Origin of the sequence: Pseudomonas sp. Kh14, from assembly GCF_900291005.1 — a bacterium.
GTDB classification, from domain to species: Bacteria; Pseudomonadota; Gammaproteobacteria; order Pseudomonadales; family Pseudomonadaceae; genus Aquipseudomonas; species Aquipseudomonas alloputida.
Window position 1 is genome coordinate 102,900 of record NZ_OLKJ01000024.1, and the last position, 21,881, is coordinate 124,780.

Consider the following 21,881-nt stretch of genomic DNA (forward strand, 5'->3'; position numbering starts at 1 on the left):
AGGACATGATTTACAGCAGCGTACTCGCGGCGGTCGTCTCGGCCCTGGCTGCAGAAGCGATCGACAACACCAGCAAGCAGGCCTGGCAGAAGCTATACGAGCCCGGCAGCGAAGACGGCCACGACATGGCGACCTTGAGCAGGTCGGTGGAGCGCGGCGAAATCAGCCGTATGGATGCTGACTGCTGGGTGTTTGCCAGGCTGCACAGCCAGCTGAAGCCGCGGCACTGGGATGTCCTGGTGGCGAAATTCAGCACGCACAAGGGGCGAAAGGTTCAGTCGATCAGCCGCCTGATCCCCATGGTTGCCTCCCATGCTCCGAAGCTGTTCATCACCAGTGCAGTTACGGCCTGGGCGATCCCGAAGATGAAGGGCGCCGAGGGAAAACGGTCGAGCGACATGATCGTGTTGCCGGCTCAGTTCTACGATATCAACCGGTGGGACCCGGATGCTCGACCTGAGCGAACTCGCCGCCGCTGGAGGAAGGACATCGAGGACATGCTGAAGCAGATGGCCGAAGAAGCGCTGGAGGCTGCGGCCGACATCCTGAGCTACGAAGGTCTTTCGATGGAAAATGCCGCTTGACATCAAATGGCCGCATGGCCGATTATTTCCCCATCCTGTCATTCCTGCGCGTTGCTTAGGAGTGATGGCGAAAGCCCCGGCCTCTATGCCGGGGTTTTTGTTTTTCCAGTGGCAATTTGCCATTGTCATGAGGGCGCTGCTCAAATATGATTAGCGGAAATCGCAGCGATGGTCCGCACCACCTGCTCTTTATTTGTAGCGGTTGGATTGGTGGAGTCCTCTGGCATGGATCAGCTGCGCATTGAAGGTTTGGAAAAGATCCCAGGGCATTTTGGCGGAGATCTAGGGGATGAGTTTTACGTTCAGCGCCTCTTCGTCGGGGCCGTTGCGTATCGAGTGCTTTTTGTCCCTGTAGAAGCCGAAGCCACTCATACACGCAAGCGCATCGAGGCCGAGCTGGGTCCGTTGCCTAGCGACATGTATGAGGTGAAATTCGCACTGGGGTTGGATTTCGATGACGAATTCCGCTTTGCATCTCCTAAGGATTACGGGCTCAAGCCGCTGAATCGTCGCAGCTTAGCTACACTTGGAGATGGATTGGTCGAATGCATCATGCAATTCGGCACGAAAGTCGAATGTAACGGCTTTGTCGCTTTGGCGTTGGATAGCAAACCCGGATTGAACTCTTACTACCGGCGCCTACTCGAAACAAATGAGGCCAAAGTGATGGGCTTTGGCTACGAACACAAAAGCTGCCTTGGAGGGCAGGGTTATGCGCTACTGCGAAACCACATCGAAATCAGTTTTGAGCGAGCTTCAGGAGCTGAAGCGTGAAAAACTAGCCCAGGCTGCCAAGGCGTATGCCAAGGCTAAGGCTCAAGGCGCGATTAGGCTAGTAGACAACGAAGGTTTGCATCTGGTTGCTTCCCGCTAATCCCTCAAGTATTTCTTTCAGGCCCGACCAATGTGTCGGGCCTGATCGTTTCTAGGCCCCGGCAAATGCTGGGGCTTTTTTATGGAGCAGTGCTTATGGCCGAGCCAAGTACCGGCGCCCTCGCAGTGACCGGCGTACTTGCCAGCGTCGGCCTGGGTGCTGCATTCCCCCAGCTGGATCTCGCCGCACTGGTCGGCGCGTTCGGTGGGGCTTTCTTCTACGTGGTGTTCGCCAAGGACATCAGCACCTGGCGCCGCGTCGGCTATTTACTGGCTGGCTGGATCGGTGGCTACTTCGGTGCAGCTGAGCTGATGGGCCGGGCGTGGACCCAGACCGCTGGCTTCAGCGCATTCGTATGCGGCGTGCTCTGCGTCGTCACTTTCTCTGGCTTGCTGGAGTGGATGCAGACCGGTCGCATGCCTACCTGGCTGCAATGGGTCTTCCGTCTGCGCGCCAGGAAGGAGGGTTGAATGGTTGCCGTTATCCAGGCCGGACTCTGCGCCGTCATCTTCGTGATGATCGGCCTGCGCTACCGGCCCTACCCGGACTCCCGCTACAAGCTTGGCGTCTCGCTGATGGCCTGGGCTGCTTGCGCTGTGACTGGCATGCAGTTCATCAGCTTGGTAGGGCGCATGGTGATGCATGACGAGTTCGCCGATGCGTCCTGGTTCAACACCGCGTTCTACCTGCTTGCCGCCGTTCTGGTGTGCCGGGCCAAGGGCAACGTGGCCAAGATCCTGCGGGTGGACTGATGGCTTGCAGTGGATGCGCCGCCCGGCGCGAATGGATCAACAAGTGGACAAAGGTGGCGTATGAGCGAGCCCGAGATCTCGTTACTGGAACAGATACTGGAAGAGCAGAAGAGGCAGGCAAGCCTGCTCGAGCAGATCGCGACCCAGAACCTGGCACTGATCGAAGCCCTAGCGGATGAAGGCGGTGTCGATCCTGATGCGCCACCGCAGACCTACCTGAGTGGCGCGCCATGCCGTTGAGACCTCAGCGGCCATGTCGGGCCCAGGGCTGTCGCGCTCTGCACCGCAATGCCAATGGCTACTGCGATGGCCATGCTGACCTGGCTGCCGAGCAGGCCAAGGCTTGGGCAACACGTAAGGGGTCAGGCCGTGGTGGTCGCCCTTGGCGGCGCAAGCGTGAGCGCATCCTGAAGCGAGATCAGTACCTGTGCCGCTGTGACGACTGCGCCCAGCTTGGCCGCATCCGAGAAGCACACGAGGTTGACCACATTGTCGCTCTTGCCCACGGCGGGACCGACGATGACCACAACCTTCGGGCGATCAACCGCGACTGCCACAAGGCGAAGACGCAGCGGGAGTCGAAAACGGTCAAAAAATGATCGAAAACGGTGAAGATGAAACGAAATCTCGTTTATGGGGAGGGGGAGGGTCCAAAGTTCAGGCCCTTTCGCTCGGACACCGCGCCCTCAGTCGTTTTTTTACACCCGCGAAATTAAAAATTCAGGAGTTGCGCGATGGGAGGCACCGCCACGGTCGCCGGCCGTGGTCGCAAACCCAAGCCGACGGCCAAGAAAAAGCTCGCCGGCAACCCCGGCAAGAGAGCGCTGAATAACGCTGAGCCGGAGTTCTCCAAGATCACCGATGTCGATCCGCCAGAGTGGCTGAGCGAGCGGGCCGCGGTGATGTGGAAGATGATCCTGCCAGAGTTGCTGCGCGAGAACGTCGTCGCGCTCACCGATCTGCACAATGTCGAAGCCTTCTGCACCGCCTACGACAACTGGCGGATGGCCCAAGAGTCGATCAAAGAACACGGCATCGTGGTGGCTGGGGCAACGGGCGGGCCGGTAAAGAACCCAGCATTGACCGCAGCCAACGAAACAATGCGCCAGATGGTGACCTTCGGCTCGCTGCTGGGTCTTGATCCGTCCAGCCGCACCCGGCTGATCGGCGGCAATAAAGAAAAAGCCACCAACGAATTTGCCCAACTACTGAGTTCATAGATGACCAAGGCCCTGCACCCCAACGTCGACAAGGCGATGGCGTGGGGGCGCTCCGTGCTACGCGGGAAAGTACCAGCCTGCCGATACATTCACCTGGCCATTCAGCGTCACTTCGACGATCTGGCCGCAAGTCGCAAGCGTGGGTTTCGCTTCAAGTTCGACCCGGCCAAGGCCGAGAAGAAGCTCAAGCTGATCCAGCTGCTGCCGCACACCAAGGGCGAATGGGCCTTCAAGCGTCAGCTGATCAGCCTGGAGCCCTGGCAGCTCTTCGGTATGGCGGTCACCTTCGGCTGGGTCAGGAAGAAGGGCGGGCACCGCCGGTTTCGAGAAAGTTACTGGGAGGTGCCACGCAAGAACGGCAAGTCGGTAATCGCGGCCGGTGTGGGCATCAGCATGTTCGTTGCCGACGGTGAGTTTGGTGCCGAGGTGTACTCCGGAGCGACGACCGAGAAACAGGCCTGGGAGGTCTTCCGTCCGGCCAAGCTGATGGTGAGCAAGTCGCCCATGCTGATCCAGGCTGCTGGCATCGAGGTCAACGCCTCGAACATGAACATACCGTCCGACTTCAGCCGCTTCGAGCCACTGATCGGCGACCCTGGCGACGGTGCGTCGCCCAGCTGTGCCATCGTCGACGAATACCACGAGCACAGAACCTCGGCGCAGTACGACACAATGCTCACCGGCATGGGCGCGCGCAGACAGCCCTTGATGTTCATCATCACCACTGCAGGGGCTGATATCGAAGGACCATGCTACGACAAGCGTCGCCAGGTGATCGAGATGCTCGAGGGCACGGTTCCTGACGACGAGCTGTTCGGGTACATCTGGACGCTTGATGAAGGTGACGACTGGACCGACCCGAAGATGCTGGCCAAGGCCAACCCCAACCATGGGATCTCGGTGTTTCAGGAGTACCTGGAAAGCCAGCAGGCGCGAGCGATCCGCTCCGCTCGTTTCACCAACACGTTCAAGACGAAGCACCTGAACCTATGGGTGAGCGCCAAATCCGGCTTCTTCAACATGGAGGACTGGAAGGCCTGCGAAGACACGACCCTGACCTTGGAGCAATTCGAGGGGCAAGAGTGGATTGCTGGCTTCGACCTGGCTCGCAAGCTCGACATGAACTCGCGGGCAAGGCTGTTCTGGCGAGTCATCGATGGCAAGACCCACTATTACAGTGTCGGTCCCAAGTTCTGGGTGCCTTACGACACGGCATTCAATACCGACAACAAGCGCATGTCGGAGCGGTTCCAGGCCTGGGTCAACTCCGGGCACCTGGATGTTACTGATGGCGCTGAGATCGATTACCGCGAGATCCTCGAGGACACCAAGGAAGCCAATCATCAGGCACCGCTGCGCGAGTCTCCGATTGACCCGCATGGCGCGACAGGCCTGAGCCACGACCTCGACGACGAGGGATTCAACCCGATCACTATCACGCAGAACTACACCAACATGTCGGACGCCATGAAGGAGCTGGAAGCGGCAATCACCGCTGGCCGGTTCCACCATGACGGCAACCCGATCATGACCTGGTGTATAGGCAACGTGATCGGGAAGTTCCTGCCTGGCAACGACGACGTAGTGCGCCCGATCAAGCAGGGCGACGACAACAAGATAGACGGCGCAGTCGCGCTGATCATGGCCATCGGGCGAGTGCTGGCGAATGCCGGCGAACCGGACGCAAGCGGCTTCTTTGAAAACCCGATTATGGTGGGACTGTAATGGCACGCGAAAAGAAACCAGGGCGGATCAAGTCTGCTGTGCTGGACTGGCTGGGCGTGCCCATCAGCTTGAAGGACGGCGCTTTCTGGCAGGAGTGGTTTGGCACCTCGGCGAGCGGCCAGCATGTCACGGTTGACAAGGCGCTGCAGCTGTCCACCGTCTGGGCCTGCGTGCGGCTGCTATCTGAGTCGGTCTCTACTTTGCCCCTGAAGCTGTACCGGCGAATGCCCGACGGGTCGCGTGAAACCGCCAAGGACCACCCGCTGTTCCGGCTGCTGTGCCGGGTGCCAAACAGCGAAATGACCCCGCAACGCTTCATGCTGCTGGTGGTGGCGAGTATCTGCCTTCGAGGCAATGCCTTCGTCGAGAAGAAGTTCATTGGCAACCGCCTGGTCGCACTGGTGCCGCTGCTGCCTCAGTGCATGAAGGTGAAGCGGCAGGAAAACGGTAGGCTCAAGTACACATACGTTGAAAACGGTACTGACCGGGATATCCCCGAAAAGAGCCTGATGCACATCCGTGGGTTCGGCCTGGATGGTGTGTGCGGCATGCTCCCCGTGACTACAGGCCGTGACATCTTCGGCTCGGCCATGTCGGCTGAGGAGGCTGCTGCGAAGGTGTTTGCCCAGGGCATGCAGGCCTCAGGCATCCTCAGCAGCGAAACGCTACTGAAGCCAGAGCAGCGTGAGCAGCTGAGGGCAAGCCTTGGCGCCTTCATGGGGTCCAAGAACGCCGGCAAGATCATGGTGGCCGAGGCCGGTATGAAGTACCAGGGCATAACGATGAACCCTGAGGCGGCCCAGATGCTGGAGTCTAGGTCGTTCAACGTTGAAGAAATCTGCCGATGGTTCCGCGTGCCGCCGTTCATGGTGGGGCACATGGATAAGCAGTCCAGCTGGGCCAGCTCGGTTGAGGCGCAGAACCTGCACTTTCTGACCAACAGCCTGCGGCCATTGCTCGTCAACATCGAACAGGAAATCACCCGATGCCTGATCGGTGAGGTTGATGCCGATGAGTTCTTTGCTGAGTTTGCCGTAGAGGGTCTGCTCCGCGCTGACAGCGCCGGTCGCGGCGCCTGGTACAACACAGCCCTGCAAAATGGCTGGATGAGCCGGAACGAAGTGCGCCGCCTCGAAAACCTGGCGCCGATCCCCGGTGGCGATACCTTCACCGTGCAATCGGCGCTTGTGCCGCTCGACCAGCTGGGCAAGCAGTCGGCTGGCATGTCGCCGGCGGCCACCGCATTCATGTTGCGAATCGCCGCTGCCAACCAGAGCGGTGACAAGGGGGGCAATCAGTGATGCATTCGACCTGGCGTCCAAGGCGCTGGAATCTGGAAACCCCGACGGCCCAATGATGGCCCATGCCCTGATCTCACTGCCACTGCTCAAAGCAGCCTGACCCTGGAGTAACTCATGACACTGAAGACCATTCCGGAGGCTCCGGCGGCTCGCCCGCGCGCGCAGATCCACTGCGATCTCATGCCGATGGCGCTGGAGCGCTGGAACCCGTCGATCAAAGCGGCGGCGACCGACGACAATACCATCACCATGTACGACCCGATTGGCTTCGACTGGTGGACTGGCGAAGGCGTAACGGCCAAGCGGATCAGCGCAGCGCTGCGTTCCATCGGCGAAAACGATGTGACCGTGAAGATCAACAGCCCTGGCGGCGACGTCTTCGAAGGCCTGGCCATTTACAACCTGCTGCGCGAGCACAAGGGCAAGGTGACCGTCCAGGTGCTGGGCCTGGCTGCCTCGGCCGCATCCTTCATCGCGATGGCCGCCGATGAAATCCAAGTTGCCCGGGCTGGATTCTTGATGATCCACAACAGCTGGACCATGGCCGCAGGCGATCGCAACGAGATCCGCGAGGTGGCTGACTTCCTCGAGCAAATCGACGGAACCCTGGCCGATATCTATTCGGTCCGAACCGGCGAGAAGCCGGAGGCGATGCGCAAGCTGATGGATGTGGAGACCTGGATGGGCGGCAGCGCTGCGATAGAGGCAGGTTTCGCTGACAGCCTGCTTGCCTCGGATGCTATCCAGGAAGACCCACAGGCCTCCGCGCCTCACCAAGTCGCCGCCCGACGTCTGGACGTGATCCTTGCCAAGCAAGGTATGTCACGCACAGATCGGCGTGCACTGATTCAAGACCTCAAAGCTGGTACGCCTGGCGCTACCAGCTCCGGCAAGCAGAACGCTGCCGAAACGCCGGCCGACTTGGCCAACCCCATCGCCGACCTACAAGCCGCACTTGCGCGGTTCTCGGCAGCAGCTATCCAAACCGGAGCAAAACCATGAGCGAATCCACTGCAGATCTGTTGAAGAACGTCTCGGCTGAGCTGAAGAAGGCCACCGACGATTTCAGCAAACAGGCTGAAAATGCCCTGAATGAAGCCAAGAAGGCTGGCACTCTCTCGAACGAGACCAAGGCAGCCGTCGACGAGCTGGCCACCAAATTCAACTCCCTCACCGAAGCCGAGAAGCAGCTGAAAGCTCGTCTTGGTGAAATGGAGCAGGAACTGGTGCGCAACCCTGGCAACAGCTCGTCCACTCCCCGCGACACCGTTGGCGGCGTCGTGATCAAGAGTGAAGCGCTGAAACAGTTCGCAGCCAGTGTCGAAGGCAACCGCCGAGTGAGCGTGCCGGTACAGGCCGCCCTGATCAGCTCCGGCGTTGCCGAGGGCGTGGTCGAGCCACAGCGCCTGCCTGGCATCGATGCCGAGCCGAAGCAGCGTCTGTTCATCCGCGACCTGATTGCCCCGGGCCGTACCAGCTCTCCCGCGATCTTCTGGGTGCAGCAGACCGGCTTCACCAACGCTGCCCGCGTCGTGGCTGAGAACACCGCGAAGCCGTACAGCGATATCCAGTTCGCTACCAAGATCACCCCAGTGAGCACCATCGCTCACATGTTCAAGGCCTCCAAGCAGATCCTGGACGACTTCGCACAGCTGCAATCCACCATCGACACCGAGATGCGCTACGGCCTGAAGTACGCCGAAGAGCAGGAAATTCTGTTCGGTGACGGTACCGGCGTGCACCTGCATGGCATCGTGCCGCAGGCCACCGCCTTCGCAGCGGCGTTCGAAGTCGATCAGCAATCCGGCATCGACGACCTGCGCCTGGCCATGCTGCAGGCCCAGCTGGCGCGCCTGCCCGCTTCGGGCCACGTGCTGCACTTCATCGACTGGGCGAAGATCGAGCTGACCAAGGACACCCTTGGCCGCTACATTCTGGCCAACCCGCTGGGTCTGACCGGGCCGCTGCTGTGGGGTCTGCCGGTCGTTGCCACCGAAATCGCCGCCTTCCAGGGCAAGTTCCTGACCGGCGCTTTCCAGACCGGAGCTCAGCTGTTCGATCGCGAAGACGCCAACGTGGTGATCTCGACCGAGAACGCCGACGACTTCGAGAAGAACATGATCTCGATCCGTTGCGAAGAGCGCGTGGCGCTGGCGGTGAAGCGTCCCGAGGCCTTCATCTACGGCAACTTCACTGCTCCAACCACCCCTTGACCTGAACGGGCCGCCCGCGCGGCGGCCCGCTGGAGGCTGCCATGAAAATGAAGACATTGAAACCGCTCTACTTGGGCGGGAAAACCCTGGTCGAAGGTAGCGCGTTCATCACCGATGAGCAGCACGGCCGCGAGTTGATTCAGAAGGGGTACGCCCAAAAGGATGAGGGCAGTGATGAAGCCCTGGTCGACCTGACCCAGGGTGATGCTCCAGCGGACGCAACCACTTCGGCATCGGTATCCACCGAAACCAGGCCCAAGGCCACCGCCAAGAAAAAGGCTGACTGATCATGTCCGTCATTTCCATCGACATCGCCATGCATCACCTGCTGGCCGAGCCAGACGACCAGGTGCTAGTCCAGGCGCAGCTTGAGGCGGCAGAAGGGGCGGCGATGCAATTCCTCAATCGACGCTTCTATCTGGATCAGGTAGCGCTCGACCAGGCCCGTGCCGGCGTTCCGGCGGCGATGCGGGCGGCCAAAGAGGCGAATGCCGCCGCCGTGGCTGACGCCGAGGCCGAGCCGGACCATGCGCTACGCTGCCGCCTGCTCGAGCATGCCCGGCAGGTGCTGGCCGACGCCTACGACCAGGCCGACGCAATCGCCTATGGCATGGTGATCAATGCCCAGATCCAGGCGGCCTGCTTGCTCAAGCTGGGCCACTTGTTCGCCAACCGCGAAGATGTCGTCACCGGCACCATTGCCACCGAGCTGCCGCTGGCGTCCCAGCATCTGCTGATGCCGCACCGCATCCGGATGGGTGTGTGATGCAGGCCGGCAAGCTACGGCACCGGATCGACATCGAGGAGTTCATCGCCGTCCGCGACGAAGAAAGCGGTGAGTTCGGTGAGCCTGACTGGGTGTCGAAGTGGCCAAGGTGCCCGGCCCGGGTTGAGCCGTTATCAGCTCGCGATCTGGTAGCGGTGAAGGCGGCCCAGTCCGAAGCCACGGCGCGTATGGTGATCCGGTATCGCCAAGGCGTGCTGCCCTCTATGCGCATCATCTACCGCGGCGAGGTGTACAGCATCGAAGGCCCGCCCCTAGAAGACGATAAGTCAGGTCAGGAATACCTCACCATCCTCGTGTCGAAAGGGGTGAAAGATGGCTGACAACGTCGAGTTCAGCATCACCGGCTTGGATAGCCTGCTGGGGAAGCTGGACTCGGTCAGCTACGACGTTCGCCGCAAGGGTGGTCGTGCCGCATTGCGCAAGGCCGCCCAGGTGGTGATGCAGAAGGCCAAGGAAGGCGCCGAGCGGATCGACGACAAGGCAACCGGCCGGTCGATCTCTGACAACATCGCTCTGCGCTGGAACGGCAAGTTGTTCAAGCAGACCGGAGACCTCGGCTTCCGGATCGGTGTGCTGCACGGCGCCGTGCTCAAAGACGGCGGTGACCTTAGTCCGAACTCGCCCACGCCGCACTGGCGTCTGATCGAATTCGGGACTGAGAGCATGGTCGCTGTGCCGTTCATGCGGCCTGCGCTGGCCAACAGCATCAGCGAGGCCACCAACACCTTCGTCACTGAGTACGAGAAGGCGATAGACCGCGCCATCCGGCGCGCTGCGAAGAAGGCCGTATCCAAATGACTGCCCCCATTTTTGAAGTGTGCTCCCGGGCTGCAGGTGTGACTGCATTGCTCGGTGTCGGTGCTGCGCTGCGGCTGTATTCCTTTGGAGAGGCTCCGGAGGGTGTGGCTAAGCCATATGCGGTCTGGCAGCTGGTGAACGGCAGCCCGGAGAACTACCTGGCTGGCCGCCCAGATGTAGACGGGTTCTCGTTGCAGATCGATGTGTATGGCACCACCGGCACCTCGGTTCGCAAAGTTCGCGATGCGATTCGCGATGCCATTGAGCTGCGCGCCAATGTCACACGCTGGGGTGGCGAGGCGCGCGACCCCACCACAAAGAATTATCGAACCAGCTTCGACGTGGACTGGATAGTCCGCCGCTGAGCAAACCCGGCCCGCCGAGTGCGGGCTTTTCTTTGTCCGACAGGAGACAACCATGTCGATTTTGACCCAAGGCACGCAGGTGTTCGTGCTGGATAAGCCCACCCCTACGGGACCGATGGCAGTGCTCGAGGTTGAGTGCGCCACGGCCTTCAACCCTGGCGGAAACCCGGCGGACTCCATCGAGGACACCTGCCTCAAGGACAAGGATCGAACCTACAAAAAGGGATTGCGTACCCCGGGCCAGGCCGCCTTGACCGTGAATGCTGACCCGGCCAACGCCAGCCATGTACGACTGCACCAGCTGTCCGAGTCGGACGCTGACACCAAGCAGAAGTGGGCCATTGGTTGGTCCGATGGGCCGGTTGATGCAGATGGTGAGCCGACCTCGCTGCCAACGGTTAACACCGCTGGTGATGACTTCGAACTGCCGACTAACCGCACCTGGTACATCTTCGAAGGCTACGTGTCGGACTTCCCGTTCGACTTTGCCGCGAACTCTGTCGTGAGCACGGCCGCCACTATCCAGCGCTCTGGCCGTGGCGTCTGGATTCCAAAGTCGACAAGCTGAGGTAACCCATGAAGTTGACACTCGACGCGCTGAAAAGCGCTGGCTCCTTCACTGGTCGCCCAGTGGAAAAGAAGATCAAGTGGCGCCAGAACGGCACCGACTTTGATGCAACCGTATTCGTTCGTCCACTCGGCTACCAGACTGCCGTGAGCGATGTGCTCTCGTTCAACGGAAAGCAGGACAGTATTGCCGGCAAGATCGCGGCCTCGATCTGCGACGAAGAGGGCAATCCGGTGTTCAGCAGCCCCATGGACATTACCCATGGCCCGCTTGATCCGGTCGAGCTCGCGAAAGATCCGAAAAGCACCAAGCGTATGGGCTCACTTGATGGTGCGCTTTCGGTAGCGCTGCTCTTCGCTATCCAGGAGGTCAATGACCTGGGAAAGACGACGAGCTCACCGAACTCGACGAAATCTGGCACGAGCTCGTCCTCTCCGGCGTCGGTGGGCCCACGATCGCGCAGGCGAAAGAATCCCTCAGCCTGAGCGAGTTTCGGTCTTGGGTGAGGTTTCGCCGGCGCCGCGGCTCCTTGCACCTTGGTATGCGCATCGAGCGATCCGTGGCTGTGCTCGCGGCGTTGACGGCCAATCTTCATCGAGACCCACAGAAGCGCCCGTCGCCCTACACAGTTGCGGACTTTGCTCCGCATGACCACGACGACCGGGAAATCACACTCGTAGAAGCGATGAGCTCCTGGGGCTAATTGGGTTCTACACGGTGGCGGCACTTTGATATGCTCCGGCGCTTTCAATGTGAGGGAATACAGATGCGCCGTGTGCTTGCTTTAGCAGTATTGTGTGGAGCTTTGTCGGGGTGCGGCGAGCCCAAGATCGATGGTAGCTCTGAGGAGGCTTTCAAAAAGTCCATTGACAAGATCTCCCAGAGCCTTCCTGTAGCAGAAAGAAGTAAGTTCACCTCTGACATAATGTATCTCGCTATGCAGGGCGTGGACTTCAAAGACGTTATGAGTGGTCGGACAAACGCTGAAGATATTGCCACTGAAATGCGTACATCTCTTGGTGGTAAGGGCGCGAAGGAGGTTTCTGCTGAGGCCGATCGCGTTCGAGCGGAAAGAGCTGAGCGTGAGCGTCAACAGGCTCTCTCGGAAATTCTAGATCTCGAAAAGAAAAAGGCAGAGTCTGACAAAGCTGCAGAACAGTTGAAAAAGTTTGAAGTGCTTAAGTCCAGATTCTACAAGCGGACAGAAGAGTATAGCTTTCGTGAGAAGCCCATCATTGAGGTTTCCATCAAGAACGGGACAGGACAAGCTGTATCCAGAGCTTACTTCAAAGGTACGATCGCTTCTCCGGGACGATCTGTTCCTTGGCTTGTCGAGAGCTTCAATTACGAAATCTCGGGTGGTGTTGAACCAGGGGAAGCGCAGAGCTGGTCTCTCGCACCCAATCAATTTAGTAAGTGGGGCGACGTTGATCCTCCGAAAGACGCAATGTTCACGGTTGAGGTTGTTCGCCTAGACGGAGCTGATAACGAACCTTTATTCGGATCAGGCCAGTTTGACGAGCGAGACGCCGCAAGATTGGAGTCTCTAAAAAAACAGTACCCAAACTAAATTAAACCCGCTTCGGCGGGTTTTTTTATGCCCGGAGAAAAAGATGGCATCTAGATCACTGGGCACCCTGACTCTCGATGTTATTGCCAAAGTTGGTGGTTTTGTAGAGGGCCTTGATAAGGCTGGCAGAAGCTCATCAAATTGGCGGAAGGATGTAGAGAAAAACGCTAAAGCAGTTGGCACGGCAATCGGTGCTGCAGTCGCTGCTGGTGTAACGGCGCTTGCTGCTTTCACGGTTTCAACGGTATCAGCGGCCAGTGAGATCAGCCGCCTATCGGCAGTCGCGGGAAGCAATACCGACGAGTTTCAGCGATATGCGGCTGGCGCTAAGGCAGTAGGCATTGAGTCGGACAAGTTCGCCGACATCCTCAAGGATGTGAACGACAAGGTTGGCGATTTCCTGCTGAACGGTGGGGGGGAGCTGCAAGACTTCTTCAAGACTATCGCGCCGAAGGTTGGTGTCACCGCCGAACAGTTCCGCAACCTCTCCGGGCCACAGGCTCTGCAGCTCTTTGCAACCAGTCTCGAGAAGGCCGGCCTTAGTCAGGCCGAAATGACCCAGCAGATGGAATCGCTGGCGAACGACGCCACGTTGCTCCTGCCGTTACTCCGCGACAACGGAGCAGGATTCGACGTCCTGGGCGATGCGGCCGAGAAAGCCGGCGCGATCATGGATCAGAAGACCATCGCTGCGACGCAGAACCTTGCAGCTGCTGGTTGGCTGGCTCAGCAATCCATGGCCGGCATCAAAAACCAGCTTGCCTCGGCATTGATGCCTACGCTGAGCGGCTATTCGGACATCCTATTCGACCTGAGCCAGGATACGGAGACGATGACGGCGCTGTCGGACGGCCTGCGCGTGGTGATGGACTTCGGCGCGAAGACTGCCCTGGCCTTGGCATACGCCGTTGAGCTCACCGGCAAGTCCATCTCCGGGTTGGTGGACATCGTCGGTGGTTCGTTAGAGGGCGTCGACCTGTCGAAACCGCTCGAGGCCATCGACAAGATCAAGGAGAACTCGTCAAGGCTTGCTGGCGATGTCGGCAAGGACTTGGACAAGCTGGACGAGCGTTACAACAAGCTTTGGGTACGTGTTGACCAGGCTGGCTCGTCCGGGCAAGCGAGTGGAAAGATCAAGGAAATTGCTGGGGCGCTTTCCCTGGTGAACAAGGAAGGCGCCAAGGGCACGTTCAAGGCACCGACTGCCGAAGCTCTGGCTGCGGCAAAGGCGGCAGAGCAGGCCGCCAAGAAGCTGCAGGGTCAATTCGATACTGCGGAAGAGGGCTACAAGCGACAGATCGCCCTAATCAACACCGAGACCGACAAGCGCAAGGAGGCCACCGAGGTTGCAAAGCTACAGTTTGAACTGGAGTCTGGAAACCTCACCGGGCTGAGCGCCAAGCAGCAGGAGCGCCTGAAGGGCCTGGCCGCTGAGCTGGACCAGCTGAAAAAGTTGAAGCAGGCCAAGGAGGATGACAAGGCGGTCGCCGGGTTTGATGCCAGCGTGAAGAGGCAGCTGGACATTGACCAGCGCGCACTGGATGCGCCACTGCTGAATGCCTACAGCAGCGACGAGATGAAGCAGCGCGCCCTGGACATGCTGGCGATCGAGCAGGACTACCAGGACCAGCTTGAGGATCTTCGTCAGCGGCATGAAGCCGGCGACGTGTCGGATTCGGCGTACGAACGCGAGAACGACATCCTCGAAAAAGCCTTGGAAAAACGCCGGGCCATGCAGGAGAAGTACTACGAGGATATCGACAAGCTGCAGCTCAATGGTACGGCCGGCTTCCTCAGCGGCTTTGCCACCCAGGCCGAAGCAGCGATGGACCTTTATGGCAGCATGCAGCAGGTCGGCGCCGATACCTTGGCCAACCTGACGGATGCTGTCACCGAGTGGGCCGAGACCGGAAAGCTCGATATCGAGGGCTTCGCCTCAACGTTCATTCAATCCATGGGCAACGCGCTTTTATCCTTCGCCGCCGCGCAGGTAGCTATGGCTGCCCTGAACGCCTTCGTTTCCATGATCGGTGTTCCCTTCGTGGGTCCAGCGATTGCACCTGGTGCTGCAATTGCCGCCGCCGGCGCCGCTGGTGTGCTGATGTCCGCTGTTGGCGCCTCGCTGGATGGCCAGGCGCACGACGGCATCGATTATGTGCCGGCTGATGGCACCTGGAACTTGAAGAAGGGCGAACGGGTTACCACCGCCGAAACCAGCGCGAAGCTTGACCGCACATTGGATAGCGTGGCGAAAAACTCGACCCAGCCTGGGGCGCTGAAGATCATCAACAACGCTCCGCCGGTTCGTGCTCGCCGGGAGATGTCCGAAGGCGAACTGGCAGTAATCCTTGACGCTGCTGAGGACAGGATCGCCAGCGGGTTCGCCCGCGGCACCGGCAAGGTGAGTCGCGCCGCCGGGGCTGCCTACGGCTTGAGGAGGGACCCGAAATGACGGCGCTTGAAGTTGTTTATGCATCGGGTGGGGATGACATAGTTCCAACACTGGAGATTTCCTGCCCTGCCTGGGACAAGACGCTCTACCTGGTGCAGGACTTCGAAGACTTCCGGGCAACGACCGAGGCAGGCAAAACAGTCACGTTCCTGGCCTCGGCTATCGACGTGGCGTTGCCAGCCAAGGACAACAGCGGTGCACAGACGCTGACATTCGTTATCGACAACGTAACGGGTGAAGCGCAGCAACTGATCGATGCATCACTCGAAGCCGAGGCCAGGGTCACCATCGTTTACCGCGAGTACCTGTACAGCATTCCCGGCGAGCCCGCTGACAGGCCATACCGGATGACATCGTTCGGCGGGACCATGGATGGCCCTACGATCCAGATCGAGGCCGGCTATTACGACCTGATCAACATGATGTGGAACAGGTTCCGCTACACCACCGACTTCGCCCCTGGGCTGACATATCTCTGATTGGAGGGTGAACCATGACAACAGCTGTTAGGGTAATAAATGCAATGCCTGCCCACGCTTCACTTCAATCCATCGTAAGGCTCGATAGTGATTGTAAGGTTCTTGAGGTGGTGATCCTCCCCCTTGATGAACTCCAGGGGCATTCCAGGATACAACTTCTGCTCGATGATCCATCCCCCTGTGAATTCGAATCGGGCAGTGACAGGCGACGCTGAACCCTGGAACTTGATGGTTACTTTCTCCCCTGGTCGCTTTTCGGCCATGTACTCTGCAACCGTTTTTTCAGCTTCAAATTCTCTTGTCATTGCAAAACTCCTTTTTTGGCAAAGCTACTACGACCTAGAGATGGTGCGTTACTGGCTATTTGCCCAGTCTGGATTCCCATGTACGACAAATATTTCACCGCGACGTATGAAGACGGGGCGCGAGGTGAGGTCGTGGGCGGCCGATATCTGCTCGACTGCTGGGGCCTGGTCCTGGCTATCCGCGGGGAGGTGCTCGGCCTGCCGCCTCTGCCTTCTTTCGGGCCAATCGACCGCCGGGACCTTCGCTCATCCGCCAAGGCCTATGCCAAGTACTCCAACCTGATGCCAGTTGGACCACCAGTTCCGGGGGCAATTGCTGCCGTGATTCATGGTGGGCTGTGCACACACGTCGGTGTGGTCGTCCTGATTGATGGCGAGCTGCGGGTCTTCGAGACCAACCCCGTTGCTGGGGTAACCAACATGCGCCTGATCGACTTCGAGCGATCCTACCCAAAGGTCAAATACCATCGTGATCGAGATCTTCCCGAGCAAGCTTGAAGGCGGGCCGCTTGAGCGCCATCCGTTGGAGCAGGCCACGACCCTAGAGGCGTGGCTGAAGGCCAAGGTCAAGGGTTACGAGCCAAGGCCGGTACCGCCGATCAGCATCCTGGTGAACGGTGAACTGGTTGAACCGTCCGCCTGGTGTGAAACGGAGGTTGGACCGGATGACCAAGTGGCAATCTACATCGAGCCAAAGGGCAGCTCTCTCAAGACCATCTTCAAGCCTGGCCCGCTGGCGAAATTGTTTGGTCTGGGCAACCCGTTCGACCCGGTTAAGCCGGCCACGCCCAACATGCAGAACCGGAGCTCGAAGGAGCTGAACCTGTCGACGGTGAAGGGTAACCTGCCCGCACTGAATGATGTGATCCCAGAACTGGCAGGCTCGCCGAAACGGTTCCCGGACCTGCTGGCGCCGGTTCATCGATACTTCGGTGATCCCACCGAGCAATGGGCGGAATTGCTGTTGTGCATCGGCAGGGGCAAATACCAGGTGTTGCCCAGCGATATCCTGGTCGGGGACACGCCGATCGCTTCCCTTGGCGGTACCGCCAGCTACGCGATTTATGGCCCCGGCGAAGACTTGGCCAGCGAGACAGCTGCCCAGTGGTGGCATAGCGCAACCGAGGTTGGGGCGACCAACACCGGCAATGCTGGGCTGACATTGACTACCACGGTCGCAGTCCAGCAGCAGTTCTCTGGCAATGCCGTCCAGGCGAGTGACTTTGTGATCACCGTCCCGGAGGGCGCTGGGTGGTTCCCGGTCGGCTGGGCGGGCGGCATGATCGCTCGCATTGAGGTGCCTTACCCGTACACTTTCACCGTACCCGCCGATGGCAGCGCAACGGTGATCAGCGGTAAGCACCTACCTATGCTGCTGCCCTTTGTTGGCATGAAGATCGAAATTGCCGGTGCCAACGCTGGGGAGTATGTGGTGGCCACCTACGACCCGGCAGTGCCTGGCTCTCCGGAAGTGCCCGGTAGCGCGTCCATGGTGACCGGCAGCGCGGCGCCGAACCGCTTCAACTTCGATGTCGTGCCGCTGAGCTTCACCGTGACTCGCGGCGCGAGCACGTTTCCCGTAACGCTGAACACGGCCACCACCAATCTGGCCGGCTTGGTGTCGGCGGTGAACAGCGCATTGGCTGGTACGCCGCTGGTGGCGAGTGCTTCTGCTGGTCTGCTGCGTATTGCCGAGCAGGCCGCGCCTTTCAGTGGCGTTGGACTGGGCCTTACTGGAACGACTTCGGACATTTTCGGGGCCAGTCCGGTGTTCGTAACAGGTACCAAGTCGGAAGCTGCGACTGATGGCCAGTTCGCGAAGATGACCTTGGCATACGACGGCGGTGCGCCGGTTATCGGCCTGCAGGTTGGGGAGTTGCTATCGACCATCGGCTACCGCGACCTTCGGTATCGCATCACTGCGGTTTCCGACGATTCAGAGGAGGATGATGAGGGCACTCCGGAAAACGAAGCGCACGGGCCGTCCGCCATCACCGTCGCACGCTTGACTGACACCGGCGCCGTAGATGACGAATGGGAAGGTTTCGACCCGATCGAAACCAATGATGTGAACATCGTCCTTGATGGCTCAACCACCGAGGGCGACTGGTCTGGTCCAATTGCTGCGTTGCCTGAAGGAGAGGTAACCCGGCGTATTGAGGTCGATCACTTCTTCCCGCAAGGCCTTATTCGCTACACGGACAAGAACGGCAATCCGCGCCAGGTAAGTGTGAAGGTAGAGACCCAGTACCGAGATATTGACACCGCAGGCGCTTGGACCTCAGTCACGGCGACGTATACCGCCACATCTCCTGATCAGATTGGGTTCACTCAGAAAATTTCCATTCCGGCCGCCATGCGTCCAGAGGTCCGCACGCGGCGTATTGGTGAGGAGTCGACCAGCTCCAACAAGCAGGATCGGGTCCAGTGGTTTGGCCTGCGCGCCCGGATCGAGCGAGCGCCGCGGCGCTATGAAGGCGTCACGGTTATGGTGGTGTACATCAAGGGCAGCAACCGGCTTTCGGCTCAATCCCAGACTATGGTCTCGGTCCGGCCAACCCGGGTGCTGCCGGTGCGCAGCGGAGGCGCTTGGGCTGTCGAAACACCCACCAGGGACATCGTGGCGTGGCTCGCTCACGTCGCTCGCAGCATTGGTTATACCGACAACGACCTTGACCTGGCCGAACTGGACCGCCTGGATGCTATTTGGCGGGCGCGTGGTGACAAATTCGACCTTGAGGTGAATGGCCAGGAAACGGTGCTTGAGGCGCTAAACACTGCACTGATGGCCGGCTTTGCTGAGTTGACCATAGACCGTGGGCTGATACGCCCCGTGCGTGACGAACCGAGGTCGGTGTACGAGCACCTGTACACGCCGCAGAGCATGGTGGCGAGACTGGTCCGTAAGTTCACCACGGTGCGGCCAGACGACTACGACGGGGTAGATGTCGAGTACATGGACGAGGACACCTGGCAGAAGGAAACGGTGAAGTGCCGTCTGCCTGGTGACCAGGGCCTGAAGACAGAGAAGATCACGCTGAGAGGGGTGATTAACCGCGATCGGGCTTGGCGGATCGGGATGCGGCAGCGGCGGCGGTACAAGTACCAACGTCACGGCTACACGTTCTCTACGGAACTCGCCGCGATGAACAGCCGGTACAAGAGCTACTGCGCCGCCTCTGACGACATACCTGGATACGGACAGAGCTCATTGCTGATCGACTTTCAGGAGGGCAATGACCTGACCCTTTTGGAGAGTTCGGAGCCGCTGCCGTGGGAAGAGGGGGCTAGCCACGTTGTTGGCCTTCGCCGGCCAGATGGCACGCTAAGCGGCCCATGGCCGGCGACCCGGGTCGACGAGACCAGGCTGACGGTTCCTCAGCTCGACTTCGTTCCGGATCTGTCGTGGGACATCGAGCCGCCGCACCTGCAGTTCGGCACGACCACCCGCTGGAGTTACCCGATCCTGATCGATTCCATTAAGTACAAAGACTTCACCGCCGATGTTGAGGCCGTGAACTACGACGTGCGGGTGTATGCCGACGACGATAACTTCGCTCCGACCTGAGGAATGGCCTGATGCTTTCGATACCTGACGACCTTCCGCTGCCGTTGCGCGAAGGATATGGGTTCGCACCGGTGAGCCCCATCGAGCGAACGCCGCTGGTCACCGGCAGGGCCATGCAGCGGCGGCGCTACCGGACGGTTCCCACCCTGGTGAACGTCTCTTGGATGTTCACGGCCACCGAGGCAAAACTGTTCGATGGTTGGCGCAAGTGGGGAATCAAGTGGGCGGATTGGTTTCTCTGTCCGCTCAAAACCCCGCTGGGACTCCAGCCGAACCGTGCCCGGTTCACGGATACGCCGGTGGTGCCGGAGTTGGTCGGCGTCGATCTCTGGCGCTATACCGCCGAGCTCGAACTGTTCGAATTGCCCATCGTCGACGAGGCGGAATTCACCTCTCTGCTTGCCGGCATGCCGATCACGGTAATGACCGCCCAGCTCCGAGCCTTGCTGGAACGCTGGTACACCAAGTCTTGGCCAGGCGCCACGGCTACCTAATTCTATGCCCACTTCGGTGGGCTTTTTTTCGCCTGGAGTAAACATGAGCGGAGCAGAAGATCTCGCGCGCTTGACACAAACGATCGACACGGCAAACGAGTTGTTCCTGTCCGAAGAGATCAAGATGGTTCATGTCGGGGGAGGGGTGCAGCGCCCGACGAATGCAAAGGTGCTGGCTGACCTATCGACGCAGATGAGTGGCGCGCTGATCTACACGACCGTTGCGCTCGGCCTGGCCGGCACGCCCGACCAAGGTTACTTCAGTGTCGCATCGGCGGCCGTTGACGGTTACGTCACCCTGTACCGGAATGATGGCGGGACGGCGACCTTCATGGATGAGTATCCCAACATGACGGCGCTGCGAAACATCAGCCAGCTGGTTCAATCGCAGTCTGTTACTGCCCCGGAAACCCGGATTCTCGACGTAGTCGATGACGAGGGCGGGGGTAGCCATCTCTCGCTGACCAGCAAGCGTCTCTCAACGACTGCCTTTGAGATCGCAAATGACAGCATTCCCACAGTAATTACTACTGATGATGGAAGTGTCATCGTCTACGTCGACGACAACCGGGTCATTGTTGGCGGGGAATTTGAAGGCGAGCGCACCGACATGCCGGGTACGTTCTCCACTGATGCCGAGGGCGGTGTCCTTCCGCAACCAGGTGAACAAGAACAGGTTGCGCGTATCCCGCCTTTCAACCTGGGTCTGATGTTTTCGCCGCTGATCGTGACCTCGGACCTCTACGACCAGAAGCTTTACGCCCAGAACATGCTGCCGCGCCGGCAGGACGCTACTTCGGTAGAGGCGAGCGTGGCCAGCACCACCACGGCGGCGAGTGAAAAGGGGGAAGTGCTGACGATCAACGGCCAGCAGTATGGTTCTGGCGCAGTGCTGAATTTGCGCGACCTCGAGTCCCCCAGCACCCGGCGCTTCATGCCCCTGACGCTGAAGAACGTCCCAGTGCAGACGGTACCCCTGAGCCCGAAGATACTGATCATCGGCGACTCGATCTGCAACCGGCAGGGCGGCTACTACCTCAAGCAGTTCCTGCAGGCCCTCGGCCTGACGCCGCAGTTCATCGGCACCATGAAGGGATCGGCGGTCGCCAGCAATGCCGGCGACACTACGGGCGAACTTGGCGAGGCCCGTGAGGGCTGGGAGACCGGCGACTACACGAACGCCATTACCGATCGCGCGATCATCCTGCCGCCTGGGCAAGAGGATGCATACAAGGAAATGTCCAAAACAGACCAGCGCGACCGCAACCCGTTTGCGCGTGCTGCAACTGGCAGTGATCCATCATCGATCGTCCGGAATGGCTATGTGTTCGACCCGGCGTTCTATCAGTCGCGGTTTGGCCTGGCAACGCCTGACATCGTGCTTCAGGGCCTGGGCACCAACGATGTTCGCGACCGTACCGCAGCAACGATCTACGGCCATGTCCTCAGCAATGACACGATCATGCATGACCAGATCCGCGCGGCCTGGCCGAACGCGAAGATCATCCGGTTTGTACCTGGCACCGCCGTGAGTGCGGACAGGAACGCGCTTTGGACCAGCCATTACCTGCCGCTGATCCGAGCCATGCAGAAGTCGATTGCTGATCGAGCTGATGCGAAAACCCTGCTGGCGCCACTCTGGGCGCTGACAAACCCAGACGTGGGTTACTCCTTCTCGGCTGCCGGCGCCGCCGGCGAGGACGGCTTCTATGCCGTCGACTGGTCGGACCCTGTCCACCCGTGGCAGGCCTCCCGTATCGCGACTTTCCAAGCGCTGGCGCCATACATCGCCGCCGCTGCACTCAATCTGATCTGAACAGAGGAAC

26 protein-coding genes are annotated in these 21,881 nt (G+C 59.8%); 25 read left to right on the plus strand and 1 reads right to left on the minus strand.

What is annotated here, in order from left to right; genetic code table 11:
- Positions 1-5 precede the first annotated feature (5 nt).
- From FQ668_RS11570 to FQ668_RS11675, 21 genes are all read left to right on the plus strand, one after another.
- On the plus strand, positions 6-584 hold the full coding sequence (locus FQ668_RS11570) for a hypothetical protein (protein ID WP_144180178.1): 579 nt from the start codon (positions 6-8) through the stop codon (positions 582-584).
- 225 nt (positions 585-809) lie between these two features.
- Positions 810-1,358, plus strand: a complete 549-nt coding sequence (locus FQ668_RS11575) for a hypothetical protein (protein WP_144180181.1) — start codon at positions 810-812, stop codon at positions 1,356-1,358.
- 195 nt (positions 1,359-1,553) lie between these two features.
- On the plus strand, positions 1,554-1,928 hold the full coding sequence (locus FQ668_RS11580; RefSeq protein ID WP_085273440.1) for a putative holin: 375 nt from the start codon (positions 1,554-1,556) through the stop codon (positions 1,926-1,928).
- Positions 1,929-2,210 carry a phage holin family protein gene (locus tag FQ668_RS11585; RefSeq protein WP_099431098.1) on the plus strand — a complete coding sequence of 94 codons (282 nt, stop codon included), beginning with the start codon at positions 1,929-1,931 and terminating at the stop codon, positions 2,208-2,210.
- A 60-nt stretch (positions 2,211-2,270) separates the two neighbouring features.
- Positions 2,271-2,450 carry a hypothetical protein gene (locus FQ668_RS11590; RefSeq protein ID WP_144180184.1) on the plus strand — a complete coding sequence of 60 codons (180 nt, stop codon included), beginning with the start codon at positions 2,271-2,273 and terminating at the stop codon, positions 2,448-2,450.
- Positions 2,441-2,809, plus strand: coding sequence for an HNH endonuclease (locus FQ668_RS11595; protein WP_144180187.1), 369 nt, complete (start codon positions 2,441-2,443; stop codon positions 2,807-2,809). Before FQ668_RS11590 ends, FQ668_RS11595 begins: the two co-directional genes overlap by 10 nt.
- Before the next feature lie 135 nt (positions 2,810-2,944).
- Positions 2,945-3,430: a phage terminase small subunit P27 family gene (locus FQ668_RS11600; RefSeq protein ID WP_003250988.1), complete on the plus strand. Its 486-nt coding sequence runs from the start codon at positions 2,945-2,947 to the stop codon at positions 3,428-3,430.
- Positions 3,431-5,155: a terminase large subunit gene (locus FQ668_RS11605; RefSeq protein ID WP_144180190.1), complete on the plus strand. Its 1,725-nt coding sequence runs from the start codon at positions 3,431-3,433 to the stop codon at positions 5,153-5,155.
- Positions 5,155-6,456 carry a phage portal protein gene (locus FQ668_RS11610; protein ID WP_256677187.1) on the plus strand — a complete coding sequence of 434 codons (1,302 nt, stop codon included), beginning with the start codon at positions 5,155-5,157 and terminating at the stop codon, positions 6,454-6,456. Before FQ668_RS11605 ends, FQ668_RS11610 begins: the two co-directional genes overlap by 1 nt.
- Before the next feature lie 114 nt (positions 6,457-6,570).
- On the plus strand, positions 6,571-7,458 hold the full coding sequence (locus tag FQ668_RS11615; RefSeq protein ID WP_144180193.1) for a head maturation protease, ClpP-related: 888 nt from the start codon (positions 6,571-6,573) through the stop codon (positions 7,456-7,458).
- The gene (locus tag FQ668_RS11620; RefSeq protein ID WP_144180196.1) at positions 7,455-8,669 is read left to right on the plus strand and encodes a phage major capsid protein; all 1,215 of its coding nucleotides are present in this window, start codon (positions 7,455-7,457) and stop codon (positions 8,667-8,669) included. Before FQ668_RS11615 ends, FQ668_RS11620 begins: the two co-directional genes overlap by 4 nt.
- A gap of 41 nt (positions 8,670-8,710) precedes the next feature.
- A complete protein-coding gene (locus tag FQ668_RS11625; protein WP_144180199.1) occupies positions 8,711-8,956 on the plus strand; it encodes a hypothetical protein in 246 nt (81 codons plus the stop codon).
- A 2-nt stretch (positions 8,957-8,958) separates the two neighbouring features.
- A complete protein-coding gene (locus FQ668_RS11630) occupies positions 8,959-9,435 on the plus strand; it encodes a head-tail connector protein (RefSeq protein ID WP_144180202.1) in 477 nt (158 codons plus the stop codon).
- Entirely contained in the window at positions 9,435-9,776 is a 342-nt protein-coding gene (locus FQ668_RS11635; protein ID WP_144180205.1) for a phage head closure protein, read from the plus strand. Before FQ668_RS11630 ends, FQ668_RS11635 begins: the two co-directional genes overlap by 1 nt.
- Positions 9,769-10,254 carry an HK97-gp10 family putative phage morphogenesis protein gene (locus tag FQ668_RS11640; RefSeq protein ID WP_144180208.1) on the plus strand — a complete coding sequence of 162 codons (486 nt, stop codon included), beginning with the start codon at positions 9,769-9,771 and terminating at the stop codon, positions 10,252-10,254. Before FQ668_RS11635 ends, FQ668_RS11640 begins: the two co-directional genes overlap by 8 nt.
- Entirely contained in the window at positions 10,251-10,619 is a 369-nt protein-coding gene (locus FQ668_RS11645) for a DUF3168 domain-containing protein (protein WP_144180211.1), read from the plus strand. The genes FQ668_RS11640 and FQ668_RS11645 overlap by 4 nt, the downstream gene beginning before the upstream one ends.
- Before the next feature lie 52 nt (positions 10,620-10,671).
- The gene (locus tag FQ668_RS11650; protein WP_144180214.1) at positions 10,672-11,187 is read left to right on the plus strand and encodes a phage tail tube protein; all 516 of its coding nucleotides are present in this window, start codon (positions 10,672-10,674) and stop codon (positions 11,185-11,187) included.
- Positions 11,188-11,195: 8 nt separating this feature from the next.
- On the plus strand, positions 11,196-11,672 hold the full coding sequence (locus tag FQ668_RS11655; RefSeq protein WP_144180217.1) for a phage tail assembly chaperone family protein, TAC: 477 nt from the start codon (positions 11,196-11,198) through the stop codon (positions 11,670-11,672).
- Positions 11,673-11,953: 281 nt separating this feature from the next.
- Positions 11,954-12,757: a DUF6694 family lipoprotein gene (locus FQ668_RS11665; RefSeq protein WP_144180223.1), complete on the plus strand. Its 804-nt coding sequence runs from the start codon at positions 11,954-11,956 to the stop codon at positions 12,755-12,757.
- Positions 12,758-12,800: 43 nt separating this feature from the next.
- Positions 12,801-15,209, plus strand: a complete 2,409-nt coding sequence (locus FQ668_RS11670; protein ID WP_144180226.1) for a phage tail tape measure protein — start codon at positions 12,801-12,803, stop codon at positions 15,207-15,209.
- On the plus strand, positions 15,206-15,688 hold the full coding sequence (locus tag FQ668_RS11675; protein WP_012053483.1) for a DUF1833 family protein: 483 nt from the start codon (positions 15,206-15,208) through the stop codon (positions 15,686-15,688). Before FQ668_RS11670 ends, FQ668_RS11675 begins: the two co-directional genes overlap by 4 nt.
- Before the next feature lie 59 nt (positions 15,689-15,747).
- Here FQ668_RS11675 and FQ668_RS11680 read toward each other — a convergent pair whose 3' ends face one another.
- Positions 15,748-15,993, minus strand: coding sequence for a hypothetical protein (locus tag FQ668_RS11680; RefSeq protein WP_144180229.1), 246 nt, complete (start codon positions 15,991-15,993; stop codon positions 15,748-15,750).
- Positions 15,994-16,071: 78 nt separating this feature from the next.
- On the opposite strand from FQ668_RS11680, the gene FQ668_RS11685 reads away from it, so the two are divergent.
- From FQ668_RS11685 to FQ668_RS28975, 4 genes are read left to right on the plus strand one after another with little or no spacing between them, the layout of a single operon-like run.
- Positions 16,072-16,491 (plus strand): hypothetical protein, encoded by a 420-nt coding sequence (locus FQ668_RS11685; protein WP_144180232.1) that lies wholly within the window; start codon positions 16,072-16,074, stop codon positions 16,489-16,491.
- Entirely contained in the window at positions 16,463-19,561 is a 3,099-nt protein-coding gene (locus tag FQ668_RS11690; RefSeq protein ID WP_144180235.1) for a host specificity factor TipJ family phage tail protein, read from the plus strand. The genes FQ668_RS11685 and FQ668_RS11690 overlap by 29 nt, the downstream gene beginning before the upstream one ends.
- Positions 19,562-19,572: 11 nt before the next feature.
- Entirely contained in the window at positions 19,573-20,055 is a 483-nt protein-coding gene (locus tag FQ668_RS11695; RefSeq protein ID WP_144180238.1) for a hypothetical protein, read from the plus strand.
- Between the two features lie 43 nt (positions 20,056-20,098).
- Positions 20,099-21,871, plus strand: coding sequence for an SGNH/GDSL hydrolase family protein (locus FQ668_RS28975; protein WP_256677188.1), 1,773 nt, complete (start codon positions 20,099-20,101; stop codon positions 21,869-21,871).
- Positions 21,872-21,881 lie beyond the last annotated feature (10 nt).

What these genes read in the sequence shown, in the direction of transcription:
- FQ668_RS11570 (WP_144180178.1), top strand. Translation starts at nt 6, where the DNA reads ATGATTTACAGCAGCGTACTCGCGGCGGTCGTCTCGGCCCTGGCTGCA.
- FQ668_RS11575 (WP_144180181.1), top strand. Translation starts at nt 810, where the DNA reads ATGGATCAGCTGCGCATTGAAGGTTTGGAAAAGATCCCAGGGCATTTT.
- FQ668_RS11580 (WP_085273440.1), top strand. Translation starts at nt 1,554, where the DNA reads ATGGCCGAGCCAAGTACCGGCGCCCTCGCAGTGACCGGCGTACTTGCC.
- FQ668_RS11585 (WP_099431098.1), top strand. Translation starts at nt 1,929, where the DNA reads ATGGTTGCCGTTATCCAGGCCGGACTCTGCGCCGTCATCTTCGTGATG.
- FQ668_RS11590 (WP_144180184.1), top strand. Translation starts at nt 2,271, where the DNA reads ATGAGCGAGCCCGAGATCTCGTTACTGGAACAGATACTGGAAGAGCAG.
- FQ668_RS11595 (WP_144180187.1), top strand. Translation starts at nt 2,441, where the DNA reads ATGCCGTTGAGACCTCAGCGGCCATGTCGGGCCCAGGGCTGTCGCGCT.
- FQ668_RS11600 (WP_003250988.1), top strand. Translation starts at nt 2,945, where the DNA reads ATGGGAGGCACCGCCACGGTCGCCGGCCGTGGTCGCAAACCCAAGCCG.
- FQ668_RS11605 (WP_144180190.1), top strand. Translation starts at nt 3,431, where the DNA reads ATGACCAAGGCCCTGCACCCCAACGTCGACAAGGCGATGGCGTGGGGG.
- FQ668_RS11610 (WP_256677187.1), top strand. Translation starts at nt 5,155, where the DNA reads ATGGCACGCGAAAAGAAACCAGGGCGGATCAAGTCTGCTGTGCTGGAC.
- FQ668_RS11615 (WP_144180193.1), top strand. Translation starts at nt 6,571, where the DNA reads ATGACACTGAAGACCATTCCGGAGGCTCCGGCGGCTCGCCCGCGCGCG.
- FQ668_RS11620 (WP_144180196.1), top strand. Translation starts at nt 7,455, where the DNA reads ATGAGCGAATCCACTGCAGATCTGTTGAAGAACGTCTCGGCTGAGCTG.
- FQ668_RS11625 (WP_144180199.1), top strand. Translation starts at nt 8,711, where the DNA reads ATGAAAATGAAGACATTGAAACCGCTCTACTTGGGCGGGAAAACCCTG.
- FQ668_RS11630 (WP_144180202.1), top strand. Translation starts at nt 8,959, where the DNA reads ATGTCCGTCATTTCCATCGACATCGCCATGCATCACCTGCTGGCCGAG.
- FQ668_RS11635 (WP_144180205.1), top strand. Translation starts at nt 9,435, where the DNA reads ATGCAGGCCGGCAAGCTACGGCACCGGATCGACATCGAGGAGTTCATC.
- FQ668_RS11640 (WP_144180208.1), top strand. Translation starts at nt 9,769, where the DNA reads ATGGCTGACAACGTCGAGTTCAGCATCACCGGCTTGGATAGCCTGCTG.
- FQ668_RS11645 (WP_144180211.1), top strand. Translation starts at nt 10,251, where the DNA reads ATGACTGCCCCCATTTTTGAAGTGTGCTCCCGGGCTGCAGGTGTGACT.
- FQ668_RS11650 (WP_144180214.1), top strand. Translation starts at nt 10,672, where the DNA reads ATGTCGATTTTGACCCAAGGCACGCAGGTGTTCGTGCTGGATAAGCCC.
- FQ668_RS11655 (WP_144180217.1), top strand. Translation starts at nt 11,196, where the DNA reads ATGAAGTTGACACTCGACGCGCTGAAAAGCGCTGGCTCCTTCACTGGT.
- FQ668_RS11665 (WP_144180223.1), top strand. Translation starts at nt 11,954, where the DNA reads ATGCGCCGTGTGCTTGCTTTAGCAGTATTGTGTGGAGCTTTGTCGGGG.
- FQ668_RS11670 (WP_144180226.1), top strand. Translation starts at nt 12,801, where the DNA reads ATGGCATCTAGATCACTGGGCACCCTGACTCTCGATGTTATTGCCAAA.
- FQ668_RS11675 (WP_012053483.1), top strand. Translation starts at nt 15,206, where the DNA reads ATGACGGCGCTTGAAGTTGTTTATGCATCGGGTGGGGATGACATAGTT.
- FQ668_RS11680 (WP_144180229.1), bottom strand. Translation starts at nt 15,993, where the DNA reads ATGACAAGAGAATTTGAAGCTGAAAAAACGGTTGCAGAGTACATGGCC.
- FQ668_RS11685 (WP_144180232.1), top strand. Translation starts at nt 16,072, where the DNA reads ATGTACGACAAATATTTCACCGCGACGTATGAAGACGGGGCGCGAGGT.
- FQ668_RS11695 (WP_144180238.1), top strand. Translation starts at nt 19,573, where the DNA reads ATGCTTTCGATACCTGACGACCTTCCGCTGCCGTTGCGCGAAGGATAT.
- FQ668_RS28975 (WP_256677188.1), top strand. Translation starts at nt 20,099, where the DNA reads ATGAGCGGAGCAGAAGATCTCGCGCGCTTGACACAAACGATCGACACG.